Below are 13,398 nucleotides of genomic sequence, written 5' to 3'. Positions count from 1 at the left end.
CAGGAGGGTGTTCAGTTCTTTCGTCACGGTTTGATCTTGGACACCCTCCTCCCGGCCATCACACCGGCCTCCTTCACGTGATCTTCACGGAATCAATCATCTAGCTCGGCGCCGGTGGCGCAGGTCGCGTCGAACGCCAGGAAAGAGCGGCACGCGCGACCTCGTCCAGGTCCCCGATACGCCACATCGAAATCTGGACGGCCAATCCCGCCAGCACTTCCTCCACGACTTCACCGGCAGGGTTTTGCACAGAATGCCCCTGCCGACCGGCCGGGGCCCACCGCATTTTCAAGCAAGATTGTGGAGACAGTCAGGGGAGGATCAGTGGGTGTTTTCGTGGCCGGTCTGCGAACGCGAGCGGCACAGGCGCGGGAGGCGGTGCGCCGCGCCGCCGATGCCGGCGACGACTACCAGGCCCAGGCGCACGCCGCCGACCTGGCCAACCTGCGGCGGTTGGCCGCCGAGCACGGTGTCGACCTGACCGAGGCCGTCGGCACCGCGACACCTGGCGCGGTGTCCGCGGACGGCGGGTCCGCCGCTCCCCCGGCACGATCGCCGAACCGGGCGAACGTGTCGATGTTCGCTTCGAGCTCCGCGGCCACGTCCAGATACGGCAAGCCCGCCCGCAGTGCCGCTTCGATCACCGGAGCGGCGGTGTCGGCGAACGGCCCGGCGGCGTTGATCACCGCGTCCGCGCCCTCGAGCGCGCGGTCGAGCGAGGCCGGGTCGTGGACCGAGGCCTGCCGGATTTCGAGGCCGGGCCAAGGCAGGTCACGAAGTTGGGCTTCGTCGCGGCCCACGGCCAGCACGCCGATTCCGCACTCGCGCAACTCCGCCACCACGAACCGCCCGGTGTGCCCGTAAGCCCCGAACACCGCGACGTCGTATCCCGTACCCATCGGTTCTCCTGCCCTCGACTGATCCACTGCGGACCATCCTGTCGGCCGAGTACGCCCGCCGACAGTGTCCGGAACACCATCATGCGTACACTTTCGGACATGAGTACCGTCGCCCTCGCCGCCACGGACGGGATGCTGCACTTCGAGCTGTCCATCGCCCACGAGGTCTTCGGTACGGGCCTGCCGGGATTCACCGGCTCCTGGTACGAACTCACCGTCTGCGGTCCGGCTGCGGTCAAGGTCGGCCGGTTCCTCCTCGAACCGGACCACGGGCTCGACTATCTCGCGCGCGCCGACACCGTCATCGTTCCCGGGTGGGCCGACGTCGACGTGGTACGCGCCGCCCACGAAGCCGACGCGCGGGTGGCGTCCCTCTGCACGGGCGCGTTCGTGCTGGCCGCCGCCGGTATTCTCGACGGCCGCCGCGCGACGACGCACTGGGCGCACACCGACGTCCTCGCCGCCCGACATCCCTTGGTGGAGGTCGATCCGGACGTCCTCTACGTCGACAACGGCAGCGTGCTCACCTCGGCGGGCAAGGCCGCGGCGATGGACCTGTGCCTACATCTCGTCCGTTCCGCTCCGACCACGGTTCGGCGATCGCGAACACCATCGCCCGCCGGCTGGACGTCCCACCGCATCGCGCGGGCGGGCAGGCCGAGTTCGTCACCGCGCCGGTGCCCGACCAGGACGATCACCCCCTCGGCGGTCTGCTCCCCTGGGTGACCGAACGGCTGGACTCGCCGCTGACCGTCGAGAAATCTCGCCCGCCGCGCCAACATGAGTTCCCGCAACCTGGCACGGCACTTCCGGTCGGTGACGGGGACGACGCCGCTGTGCTGGCTGCTGACCCAGCGCATCCGCCGCGCGCAGGAACTTCTGGAGCGGATCGGCGACAGCGTCGACATGATCGCGGAACCACCGGCATGGGCACCGCTGCGACCTTGAGGCGGCATTTCAACCAGATCGTCGGTGTGCCGCCGGACAGCTACCGCCGCACCTTCCGGGCTCGGACGACTAGCGGATCCGCGCCGTGACCAGGTCCGCGACGGCCGACATCCCGGCCTCGTTCGGGTGGTAGGGAACGCGGCCCGGCGCGGTCGCGTGCCGCTCCGTCCACGGTACGGCGGCACAGGCGTCGTGGTGCGCGCTCACCGCGGCGGCCGGGATCAGGGTCGCCCGCCCGGCGCGGGCCGCTCGCCGGGTCGCGGCCGCCAACCGGTCCGCGACTTCGCGTTCGAAGGCCAGTTGCTCCGGGGTGAGCGGCACCCCGTCACAGGCGGACGGCGTGCGCGGCACGATCGTCAGATAGTCGACGACCAGTATCCGGGCCCGGGGCGCGCGCTGACGGACCGCCGCGATGACGGCGCCGATCTTCTCGTGCACCGTGGTGAGTGCCGCCCGCATGGCGTTCCGGTCGACCTGACCGCAGTTCGCGCCGCCGGTGTTCTGGCAGCCGTAGGCGAAGAGGCTGCTGACGTAGCCGACGTCGTTGCCGCCGATGGTGACCGTCACGAGCCGCGTGTCCGGGGTGACCGCCTCGATCTGCGGTGGCTGCCCGGCCTGTCCGGTCGTGAGGATGTTCGCGGTGGTGGCACCGCTGCAGGTGACGTCGGTGAGGGCGAGCCCGCGTTTCGTGGCGACGAGGCTCGCGTAGTTCTTCGTCGAACGTCCGCACGCCGCCGGTGTTCCGGGCTGTCGCGGCGGGAGGCCCGGTCCCGCCGCGAAAGAACTCCCCATGGCGACGTAGCGGGTGGCTTCGTCCGCTTGAGTGGCTGGCGCGGTCAGAAGAGCGACCGCGGCGACCACCGCGGTGACTATCCGCTTGACCATGTCTAACCCCTTATCTCACGAAGGTGACCGATTCCGATCCCGCGATGCCGTCGATGACACCGAGGGCGAGCAGATCTTCGGGACGTGGCTTCAGTTCCCCGGCGAGCGCGGGGATCTCTTCAGCGTCCCGTTTGAGGATCCCCGCCGCCAGTTCCGGTGCGATGACGGAGAAGTAGGCGTCCGGGGTGAGCCAGAGCCGGCGGCTTCGCTGCTGAACCGCCCGAGGTGATGCAGCGAACCTCCCCGGCGCAACGGGCCGACCACACCCAGGATCAGGCCGTGCACATGGAAAAGCGGGAGGGCATGCACGAGGACGTCGGCGTCGGTCCAGTCCCAGATCTCCGCGAGCGCGTCGAGGTTCGAGGTCACAGCCCGTCGCGGCAGCAGGACCCCCTTCGGCGGGCCGGTGGTCCCGGAGGTGTAGATGACGAACGCCGGGGTCTCCGGATCGGGCTCGGCGCCTCGCCACGGCGTGCCCGAGGCAGCCAGGTCGACGTCGATCCGGGGCAGCGTCCCGAGTTCCGCGGGCTGCCCCGCGTCCGGCGCGGCCAGCACCAGATCCGGCACGCTGTCGGCCAGGACGCCGAAGTACTGCGGCAGCATCGCCGTCGCGCCGTGGCGGTCGGCCATCGTCGCCGGGGGTCCGATCGCTCCGACGATCCGCTCGTCCGCCACGGCGACGAGGATCGGCCCGTCGACCAGACCGTCGCACCAGCGTCGATGCAGGAATTCGAATCCCGTGCCGGGCAGCTGCCCGGCGAAATCCCGGAACGTGGCCCTCACCGGCGCGGAGGTTCCGTCCAGGTCGCGCACCAGTGAATGCGCGGCGCCTTGGACACCGGTTTCCGGTGACGCGTCGAAGGCCTTGAGCACGATCCTGGTAGTGGACGGCGTCCTCTCCGGAGTGGTGGCGGACTCACCGGGGTGGAACCAGACGAGGTGCCCGGCGCGGGCGCCGTGCGCCACCGGCGGGTCGCCTCGCGCAGCATCACGATGTCAGGCCGTCCCTGGCTGTAGACGTAGGTCTTGATCACCGCTTTCCCCCGGCGCGACAAGGCGGGGATGATCGTGAGGTCGGGGCGGTGCACGATCTCGTCGGTCAGCACCGTTTCGGATTCGGTCGCCGACCAGCGGCTTTCCTTGTCGAAGGCCAGCATCACCCCGGCGGCAGCGGCGGAGAGGACCTCGTCGAAGACCTCCGGCTCGAACGTGTCCGGGTGCACGGGCCCGAGCGTGGGGACATAGGGGAGGTGCAGCACACGGCGCAGCCACTGCGGACGGAAGCGCATGGCGGCACGCTACCCGGACGGCCGAGACGCCCCGTGACCACCGGTGCTGGCAGCAACCCCGCCCTCCCCGCCAGCGCTGTCACAGACCACGGGCGAACGACGTCACACCACCCGCTCAAGCCGTGCTAGAGATTCGGCCGTCGCAGCCCATGCTGGACGCCGCGTGCCTGTCCTGGGAAGGCAGACCACCGCGACCGAAGGCGCCGACCCCTCGCCCGTCGGCGCTCGCGTTCCGGTCGCACGTTCACCGATCTGGAACATAAAGAAATAGCGAGCATTGCTGATGTGGGCTCGCGGTCGGCTGTCCGCATGGGCCGAGAGTGTCCCTTTGGTGTTTATTATTGCCCGAATACCCTGGTTGTATGTCACCGATGTGGTGGCATGTGTTCTGCTGCGACAAGCCGCTCCAGCGGACCGGGGCGGGCATACCGATTTCGACCAGGCTCCGATTCCGGTCCGTTTGGTGACTGCTGCATACAGTCCGGGGTACCAGCGTCAGGTACGGCTACCTGACGAATTCCGATCGCCTTCCCCAGCGGTCAGTCCATGTCGCCCGATCGTCAAGGACACGAATCATGACGACGAAACCGGTCAGCCCGTGGGCAGCGCTTTTCGTGCTGTGTCTGGGTTTTTTCATGGTCATGCTGGATACCACCATCGTGCCGATCGCGATGCCGTCGATGCTGCGCGAGTTGTCCACGGGGCTCAACGCGATCGTCTGGGTGATCAGCATCTACTTGCTCACCTATGCGGTCTTGATGCTGTTGGGCAGCCGGCTCGGCGACCGTTTCGGGCCGAGACGGGTCTGTCTCGCCGGTCTCGCCGTGTTCACCGTCGCCTCGGTGTGGTGCGGGTTGTCCGGCACTGTCGAGACGTTGATCGTCGCGCGGGCGGTGCAGGGGCTCGGCGCCGCGCTGCTGGCCCCGCAGATTCTGGCGTTCGTCGGCCACCTGTTCCCACCTGCCGAACGCGGCCCCGCCATGGGGATGTGGGCCGCCACAGCCGGGTTGGGCACTGTCGCGGGGCCGTTGCTCGGCGGTGTGCTGTCGGAGCACCTCGGCTGGGGGTGGATCTTCCTCGTCAACGTGCCGCTGGGGAGTGTCGCGCTCGTACTGACCTGGCTGCTCGTGCCGGACTGGCGGCCGCGGAACGTCCGTGCGTTCGACGTCGTGGGGATTCTACTTTCTGGCGCAGGGTTGTTGCTCATCGTCTTCGGTGTCCAAAATGGCCACCAGTACGACTGGGGCACCGTGTTCGGGCCGGTCTCGGTGTTCGAGATCATCGGCCTCGGCGTCGCCTTGCTGGTCGGGTTCGTGTTCTGGCAGCGGGGCGACCGCAGGGAACCCCTGATGCCGCTGGACGTGTTCCGGATCCGGAACTTTTCCTCGGGCACGCTCACCTGGGCGATCGTCGGCTTCGCGATGACCGGAATGATCGTGCCGTTGGTGCTCTACCTCCAGGCGGTGCTCGGCCTGACAGCCACCATGGCCGGGCTGCTCACCGCACCGATGTCCCTGATGGCCAGCGTCTTGGGGCCGGTCGTCGGACGTGCCTCGGACAAGGTGAACGGCAAGTATTTGGTGATGTTCGGTCTTGCCGCACTGACGGGTGGGCTCGGGGCCGTCGCGCTCCAGGCGGGCCCGGCCACCGACCCATGGACACTGCTGCCCGCGTTCCTGGTATGCGGTCTGGGTTTCGGCTTCATCCTCGCACCCATCACCAATCTGGCCATGGGCGCGGTGGAGCCACGCCTGCTGGGCACCGCGTCCGGGATCTTCAACACGGCCCGCCAGGTTGGTGGCGTGTTCGGCAGCGCAGCGGTCGGGGTGATGTTGCAGACGAAGATCACCACATCGATCACGAACATGGCGAACGGTGCGGCCGCATCACTCCCCGCACAGTATCGCGCGCCCTTCGTCGCGGACATCGTGAAGTCGGCCGCAACTGCCGGTCGCCTGGTCGACGGCGAAGGCACGACACAAGGGTCCGGCCTGCCGGCGGACATCGCCGCACGGGTGACCGAACTCACTACCCAAATCGTCCACAATGGACTCGCTGACGCTTCGAGACAGGCACTGCTGCTACCGACGGGAATCCTGCTGCTGGGGATCCTCGCCACCGCAACGATGCGCCCCGTCGAGCCGTTAGTCACCAAGCCTGATTGATGTGCCCGTGGGGACATCGTCGATGAGCAAAGTAGCCGGTCCGCGACTCCGCAGGATCGATCCTCCTAATACGGCAGCCGCAGTCTGGGATCACCAGCGGGTCCTCCAGTGGCCGCGTCGAGGTACGCAGCTCCGGCAGCATCCGCAGCCACGAACCCAGCGCCTGATCCGTGACCGGTTGCGCCTGACCGTCCACTACCAGGCATAACTGGTCTGATGGAGACGAATGCACCATGAGGAGCAGCGGATTGAGCGTTGGCAGCCACGGCCAGGCCCGCCAGGCCGTGTGCACCTGGGGATGCCTTGCGGCCCGAGGAACTGAGGCCGCTGACAATGGCCTCATGCGGTAGTAACCGTTGAAACCGTACGCCGCAACACCGGGAGCCAGCATCGCCGCGGTGCTCGGGCCCCGATCCGCGATCTCCGGAGCGAACTCGGGCAGAGAAGTGAGCACGACGACCTCCCCCATTCTCACGGGGAAAAGAGTGACGTCCCTGCCGTCGAGCTCCGCCAAAACCGGGGAGTCGGTCAAAAGCAATGGTGGCCTACCTCAACAGTCTGCAAGGGTCGAAGTCAAAGCTTCCAAGGATAGAGATCGAATTCAATTGTCGCCAAGGTTTACTTACTGTTACAAGCAGATCCAGATGAGACTGTACGATTGGCCACCCAACTTGCCTTGATGGGCGTGGTAGCGCTCACAAGCGCGTGGTCTTGGCGCTAACCCGGGGCTTTCGCGGTGTGGTGGTGGTGGCCCCCCGGCAGCAGCATGAGACAAAGGACCACGTCTCCACGAAAGCCGGGGCGGTCCAGAGGTGCACCTGATCAGCCTGCAGAGGCACTTCGTCGAGCCGTTGGGCAAGAAAACTTCGCTGCGCTGACGAACGCCTCGCACAGCTTGCGGGACGTCCACCTTCTGCCGGGCGACGCCTGACATCGCGCCCGTCCGTGGCAGAGTCCGGGCGAGTCGCTCGCGGGTAAGTCACCGGATCTGTCATGCCGGAATGGCTTGAGGAAAAGGCTTTCCGTACTCGACGGCTCGACTGGTTTGTCCGCGATGGACCAGGACCTGTCAAGGCAAGCTCTCTGGCCGAAAGGCTCTTCATGTCGCCGGGCGCACGTCCCTACAATCGGCCGTTCATCATAGTCGCAGGATCGGGTAATTCGATGATCTACGTTCACGGATCCGACCTCGAGCCGACCGAAGCACGAACGGGTCCGCGCACGGTGCTCGACATGGTTCGCGACCGGGCACTCGCGCACCCCGACCGGACGGCGTACCGCCATCTCGTCGACGGCACGTCAGCGAGTACCGTTTCCCTTTCCTGGCAGTCACTGTGGCATCGGATCCTGGCTGTAGCCGACCAGGTTCGCGCCGCGTGCCCAGCAGGGTCACGGGTCGCGCTCGCGGTGCGGCCGGGACTCGATTACGTGGCGGGACTGTTCGGAACCATGTACGCGGGGTCCACCGTCGTGCCCACCTTTCCACCGTCGGGAAAGCGGGCGACGGATCGCCTCGCATCCATCATCGGCGACTGTTCCCCTCAGGCGATTCTGGTCGACAAAGGCCAGGATCACACTCGCGTTCCGGCGGGTCTCGTCGTCCTGGAGATCAGCGACGCCGAAACCGGCGATGATCCTGGTTTCATTCCGGCCGAGACCGCCCTGCTGCAGTACACCTCCGGTTCCACCGCGGCTCCCAAGGGGGTCGTGCTGACCCATGCCAACCTGATAAGCAACTGTGCCGCCCTCACCTCGCACATCGGAGAAGAGCCCGGCCGTGTCGGCCTGACCTGGCTCCCGCCCTATCACGACATGGGGCTGATCGGCACACTGCTTTTCGCGGCATACGGTGGCTGGCCGCTGGTCATGATGGATCCCGAACATTTCGTGCAGGCCCCGAGACGATGGCTGCGGGCGATCGGCGAGTTCGGAGTGACGATCACCGTGGCGCCGGCGTTCGCACTGGAGTTGTGCACGGACACCATCGCCGACGAGGAAGTGGCCGATCTCGGACTGCACACGCTGCGGCACTTGTTCTGTGGATCCGAGCCGATCCATCCGAAAGTCCTGAAAGGGTTCTTGGACCGTTTCGGCCCCCAGGGGCTGGCAACGGCAGCGCTGATCCCTTGCTACGGCCTCGCCGAAGCGACCCTCTTCGTCAGCGGCAAGCGTGAAGGCGAAGAGGTCGAGGTGGACGGTGACGTCGTCGGTTGCGGTATCCCGGCAGCAGGCCACGAGCTGTTCATCGTAGATCCCGGCACCGGCCGGCTCAGCTCGGAAGGGGAAATCGGGGAGATCCAGGTCCGTGGGCCGAGCGTCGCCGCCGGGTACTTCGGTGACCCTTCCGCTTCGGAACATACCTTCGGCGCGGGGCCGGATTCGAACGCGCTGTCCACCGGCGATCTCGGATATCTCCGCCACGGCCGCTTGTTCGTCACCGGGCGGATCAGCGACCTGATCATCGTCGCCGGGCGCAACATCCATCCCCAAGACGTCGAGGCGACCGTAAACAACTGCCATCCGGCGGTGTTCCGTTCGGTGGTGTTCGGCATCCCCGGCGCGACCGGTGAGGACCTCGTGATCGTCGTCGAACGCCGTTCCACCCAGGGACTGGACGAAGCCCGGAACACGATCACCAAGGCCGTCGTGTCGGAGCACGGGGTGAGACCGAAAGCGGTCGAGTTCGTTCCGGTCGGTGGCATCCCGCGTACGACGAGCGGGAAACCGCGTCGGTTCGCGGCGCGCAGCAGGCACTTGGACGGGGTTCGATGAGGGCACCGCACGTCGTCGCCTGTGCGACCGTCGGCGTATCGACACTGGGCACGGCCGCCGCGGTGATGTTCTCGGCACACTACGGACCGACGTTCACCGATGTTTCACTGTTCATCGTGATGTACCTAGTGACCTCGTTCGGTGTGGAAGGTGGGCTGCACCGGCTCTTCACGCACAAGTCCTACTCCGCCGGGCCGGTGCTCACCACCCTCATCGGGATCGCGGGCGGTATGGCCGCGCAGGGGCCCGTCCTGTTCTGGGTCTCCGTGCACCGCCGCCATCATGCCTTCGCCGACCGTGACGGCGACCCGCACTCGCCCCGTCCGATCGGCAGTGGCCCGCTCGCCCGGCTGAAGGGTATATGGCACGGGCACATGGGGTGGCTGTTCACCGTGGACCCGAACTCCTGGCGCTGGCACCGGCTCGTCCCGGATCTCCTGCGAGACCGGACCGTGGTCCGGCTCGACCGGCTCTATCCACTGTGGATCCTGCTCGGACTCGCGCTGCCCGCGGGGGTGGGGCTGGTACTCGAAGGTGGCGTCCGCGGAGCGGCAGGTGGCCTGTTGTGGGGTGGGTTCGCGCGGATGTTCGTCCTCCACCATGTCACCTGGTCGGTCAACTCCTTCGGGCACCTCTTCGGCGACCGTCCGCACCGGACCCGCGACCACAGTCACAACATCGCGCCGCTGGCGACGATCACGGTCGGCGGGTCCTGGCACAACAATCACCATGCCCAGCCCGCGCTGGCACACAATCGGCAGAGCTTCTGGCAGATCGACCCCACCGGCATGATCATCGGCCTGCTCGACCGCGCCGGTCTCGTCCACGGCGTGCGCTATCCCGGGCGCCGCACGGCGAAAGGAACGCCATCATGACGACCCTCGATCGCGGCGTCGTCCGGCTGGACCCGCACAGTCTGCGGATCAAGCGGTTCTCGGCCCTGACGACCATGATCCTGCCGTCGCTGGGCACCATCGTGGCGGTGTACCTGCTGGCCACCGGTCACGTCACGGCGCTGGACATCTGGCTGTTCGCGGGTATGTACTGCGTCCACATCGCCGGGGTCACCATCGGGCTGCATCGCCATGTCACCCACCGTTCGTTCAAGACGTCCCGCTGGCTGCAGGACGTGCTCATGGTGGCCGGCGGCCTGGCGGCACAGGGCCCACTGCTGTTCTGGGTGGCCACGCACCGGCGTCATCACCGGTTCGCGGACCACGAAGGCGATCCGCACTCACCGAATCTGCACGGCACCGGGTGGCGCATGCGTTTGCGTGGGCTCTGGTACGCCCACATGCCCTGGATGCTGAGCGAGGAGTCGACCCGGTGGTCGGTCTTCGCTCCGGACGTCCTGCGCGACCGGCGCCTGGTGGCACACCACCGCTTGTATCCCTGCTGGGTCTTGCTCGGCCTTCTGCTGCCGGCCCTGCTCGGGTTCGCCCTGGGAGGAACGCCGTGGACGGCGTTCACCGGCCTCGTTTTCGGTGGCTTCGCCCGGGTCTTCGCGGCCAATCAGGCGTCGTGGGCCGTCGGCTCCATCTGTCACGCTTTCGGCCGGAGACCGTTCGGCAACGACGACCACAGCACGAACTCCTGGTGGGTCGCGATCCTGACCTTCGGTGAAGGGCTGCAGAACAACCATCACGCCTTTCCTCGGTCATACCGGCACGCGGTGCGCTGGTGGGAGCCCGATCTCAGCGGCTGGATCATCGCCTTGCTGGGAAAGGCGGGCCTCGTCTGGGATCTGCGCGTGCCAAGCCCGGCGTTGATCGCGAAACATTCGGCGAAGAACAAGGAACCCGAAAGGAAATAGGCATGTTTCGACGCCGCACGAAAATCGTCGACGGGCCGGTGACCGAGGAGTATCTTCGCGACTGGCTGACCGAACAGCTCGCCGCACGCCTCGACCTGCCGGTGCCGGAGATCGATCCGGACAAGGACTTCGAGTCTTACGGCATGGACTCCCGGGCAGGGATGCAGATCTCCGGCAAGCTCGAGAAGCTGCTCGAACGCAGGCTCTCCCCGGCCATCCTCTACGAACACCACTCGATCAACGCACTCGTCGGCCACCTGATGAACGGTGGTGACGATGATGGCTGAGGCCGGTCCGGTCACTCCGGGGCTGGAGGAGTTCCTGGAGAAGTCGCGCAGCCTGGAAGGAAAACGACTCGCCGATTCGATTCCCGAGGAGTACTTCGAGCCGCAGGTCGGCCGTGGCCTGCTGGGGTTTCTGCTCAGCGCCGGCGTGTACGTCGGATCGGTGACGGGCATCCTGCTCATCCCACAGTGGCCGCTGTGGATTCCCCTGTGGATCACAGCCGGTCTCGGCGGCTGGGGGCTGCACTGCATCGCGCACGACTGCGGACACGGGTCGTTTTCACGCTCGCGCCGGTTCAACGTGCTCGTCGGTGGAATCGCCTTGATCCCGCTGTTCTATCCGTTCCATTCGTGGCGTCATGTGCACAACATGCATCACGCGCACACCAACGACATAGAGCTCGACACCGACTGGCGCCCCTTGCCGCCGCATCTGTACGACAAGCTTTCGCCGGTGGGCAAACTCGTCTATGCCGGCACGCGCACCTGGGCGTTCTGGGGAGGCACGATTCGCTACTGGCTTCTCTCCGGCTTCCGGCCCACCTTCTTCCCGAAGGCTTCGATGCGCCGTGAGGTCCGGCATTCGATCGTGTTCACTCTCGTCGTCGGCACGGTGTACCTGGGCACGCTGGTACTCGTCGCCGGACCTTGGGCGTTGCTCACCGCGTTCCTGGCCCCCTGGTTGGCCACCCATCTCTGGTTCAGCGCCACCACGCTCATGCATCACAGCGCGAACGACCTGCCCTTCCTCGATTCACGGCACTGGACCCGAAACGCGGGCAAGCTGCTGATGACGACCGACTACACCTATCCCAAGCCCTTGCGTGTGCTCACGCACAACATCTCGATCCACAGTCCGCACCATGTCGCCCCGGCGATTCCTTTCTACCGTCTCCCCCAAGCCCAGGAAGCCCTGAAACAGGCACATCCCGGCATGGTCCGCGAGCGCAAGTTCACCCCCGCCGCCTTCTGGCGCATCCTGAAGGACCTGCACCTGCACGATGCCGAACAGGGTGGGTTCTACCAGGACTTCCAACGCAGGCCGATACCGCCGGGGCAGGACTCGTGACCACTGTGGACAACGGAATCGGCCCGAGCGAGGCGCTGGCGAAACTCTTCACGCCGGAGGGCAAACGTGAGCCATACGGTCTCTACGAAGCGCTCAAAGAACTCGGCCCGGTCGTCAAACTCGGTCCGAAACTGGCCTTCGTGCTGGGATACGACGCGTGCGCCGCCGCTTTGCGGGAGCCCGGACTGCTCGTCACCGACGCCGCCGCCCATCGCAAGACCGGGATGATCGAGCACTCCTCCTGGCAGTGTTTCACCAAGATCATGATGTTCAGCAACGGCGACGACCACGAGCGGCTGAAGGGCTTCTCCCGCTGGGCGTACCATCCGCGGAGCATAAGCGGGCTCGAACCCATGATCAGGGCGAAGGCGAACGCGCTCGCGGAACGGCTGGCCACGCTCGACGGCGACTCCGTCGATCTGGTCGAGGGGTTCAGCTCACGTCTCACGCTCGCCGTCACCGGTGAACTCTACGGAATCCCGGCTTCGGACCAGATCGCACTCCGCTCCGTGATCACGGACACGACCACCGCCTTCGAGCCGATCTTCGACCTCCGGGAACTGGCGACCGGCGACTCGGGCATGGACGTGCTCGTGGATTACATGGCCGCCCTTGCGGCCGACCGGCGCAAGAACCCGCGCGACGATCTGACCACCAGGATGGTGCGGGAGGCGGATGCGACCGGAACGATCTCCACCGAGGAGCTGGTGGCCGGTCTCGTGATGTTCTTGATCGCGGGCGTGCAAAGCCCCAGCGACCTGATCGCGGCCGCCATCAGGACAGCGCTGACCGAACCGAGCCGGTTCCGAGCCGATGAGATCGATTCCTTCATGACCGAGGTTCTGCGCTTCGATCCTCCCAGCCAGGTCCTCACCCGGATCGCCGGCACCGATCTCACCCTCGACGGCGTGCCGGTCCAGGCCGGTGCCCGAGTGCTGGTACTGCTTGCGGCGGCGAACCGGGATCCGGCTCGCTTCACCGAGCCGGAGGTGTTCGAGCCGCGGAGGGCGCCGAACCGGCCTCTGTCCTTCGGGGTGGGCTTGCACTACTGCCTGGGTGCACAGCTCGCGCGAATCCAAGCCACGGTCGGCCTGGCCACTCTTACCGGGACTTATCCACGCATGTCCCTCGTGAGCGAGCCGCGATATCGTGATCAACTGGTCCAGCGTGGTCTCGCGCGGCTGGAGGTCGACCTGAAGAAGTCACAACGGCACCGTGAGGGTGCCGTTCAGTCGAGTCGTAACTCGGGCGAGTACAGCTCGAACCAGTGGTAA

Annotated in this window: 10 protein-coding genes and 3 pseudogenes; 8 read left to right on the top strand and 5 right to left on the bottom strand. The window is 66.6% G+C overall.

Annotation, left to right across the window (positions count from 1 at the left end; genetic code table 11):
- Window positions 1-521: 521 nt before the first annotated feature.
- A pseudogene (locus ACFOSH_RS42265) lies at window positions 522-899 on the bottom strand (NAD(P)H-binding protein); the annotation flags it as partial.
- Window positions 900-980: 81 nt separating this feature from the next.
- Between ACFOSH_RS42265 and ACFOSH_RS42260 the strand changes: the two are divergent.
- Window positions 981-1,936 (top strand): annotated as a pseudogene (locus tag ACFOSH_RS42260) (helix-turn-helix domain-containing protein).
- Here ACFOSH_RS42260 and ACFOSH_RS42255 read toward each other — a convergent pair.
- The 4 genes and pseudogenes from ACFOSH_RS42255 to ACFOSH_RS42240 all read right to left on the bottom strand — a co-directional run bounded on the left by ACFOSH_RS42255 (window position 1,917) and on the right by ACFOSH_RS42240 (window position 4,021).
- The gene (locus ACFOSH_RS42255; protein ID WP_378247139.1) at window positions 1,917-2,732 is read right to left on the bottom strand and encodes an SGNH/GDSL hydrolase family protein; all 816 of its coding nucleotides are present in this window, start codon (window positions 2,730-2,732) and stop codon (window positions 1,917-1,919) included. The pseudogene ACFOSH_RS42260 and the gene ACFOSH_RS42255 sit on opposite strands and share 20 nt — an antisense overlap.
- A gap of 10 nt (window positions 2,733-2,742) precedes the next feature.
- Window positions 2,743-2,871, bottom strand: coding sequence for a hypothetical protein (locus ACFOSH_RS42250; protein WP_378247141.1), 129 nt, complete (start codon window positions 2,869-2,871; stop codon window positions 2,743-2,745).
- A gap of 62 nt (window positions 2,872-2,933) precedes the next feature.
- Window positions 2,934-3,314, bottom strand: a pseudogene (locus tag ACFOSH_RS42245) (AMP-binding protein); the annotation flags it as partial.
- 197 nt (window positions 3,315-3,511) lie between these two features.
- Complete coding sequence (locus ACFOSH_RS42240) at window positions 3,512-4,021, bottom strand: hypothetical protein (protein WP_378247137.1); 510 nt, start codon at window positions 4,019-4,021, stop codon at window positions 3,512-3,514.
- Window positions 4,022-4,596: 575 nt separating this feature from the next.
- On the opposite strand from ACFOSH_RS42240, the gene ACFOSH_RS42235 reads away from it, so the two are divergent.
- From ACFOSH_RS42235 to ACFOSH_RS42205, 7 genes are all read left to right on the top strand, one after another.
- Window positions 4,597-6,186, top strand: a complete 1,590-nt coding sequence (locus ACFOSH_RS42235; protein ID WP_378247135.1) for a DHA2 family efflux MFS transporter permease subunit — start codon at window positions 4,597-4,599, stop codon at window positions 6,184-6,186.
- 1,164 nt (window positions 6,187-7,350) lie between these two features.
- Entirely contained in the window at window positions 7,351-8,958 is a 1,608-nt protein-coding gene (locus ACFOSH_RS42230; RefSeq protein WP_378247133.1) for a fatty acyl-AMP ligase, read from the top strand.
- The gene (locus tag ACFOSH_RS42225; RefSeq protein ID WP_378247131.1) at window positions 8,955-9,833 is read left to right on the top strand and encodes an acyl-CoA desaturase; all 879 of its coding nucleotides are present in this window, start codon (window positions 8,955-8,957) and stop codon (window positions 9,831-9,833) included. The genes ACFOSH_RS42230 and ACFOSH_RS42225 overlap by 4 nt, the downstream gene beginning before the upstream one ends.
- A complete protein-coding gene (locus tag ACFOSH_RS42220) occupies window positions 9,830-10,771 on the top strand; it encodes an acyl-CoA desaturase (RefSeq protein ID WP_378247129.1) in 942 nt (313 codons plus the stop codon). Before ACFOSH_RS42225 ends, ACFOSH_RS42220 begins: the two co-directional genes overlap by 4 nt.
- 2 nt (window positions 10,772-10,773) lie before the next feature.
- Window positions 10,774-11,058, top strand: a complete 285-nt coding sequence (locus ACFOSH_RS42215; RefSeq protein WP_378247127.1) for an acyl carrier protein — start codon at window positions 10,774-10,776, stop codon at window positions 11,056-11,058.
- Complete coding sequence (locus tag ACFOSH_RS42210) at window positions 11,051-12,124, top strand: fatty acid desaturase (protein WP_378247125.1); 1,074 nt, start codon at window positions 11,051-11,053, stop codon at window positions 12,122-12,124. Before ACFOSH_RS42215 ends, ACFOSH_RS42210 begins: the two co-directional genes overlap by 8 nt.
- On the top strand, window positions 12,121-13,398 hold the full coding sequence (locus tag ACFOSH_RS42205) for a cytochrome P450 (protein ID WP_378247123.1): 1,278 nt from the start codon (window positions 12,121-12,123) through the stop codon (window positions 13,396-13,398). Before ACFOSH_RS42210 ends, ACFOSH_RS42205 begins: the two co-directional genes overlap by 4 nt.

Source organism: Amycolatopsis speibonae, assembly GCF_042647925.1.
Classification (GTDB): Bacteria; Actinomycetota; Actinomycetes; order Mycobacteriales; family Pseudonocardiaceae; genus Amycolatopsis; species Amycolatopsis speibonae.
This window is presented reverse-complemented; position numbering and strand designations above follow the sequence as displayed.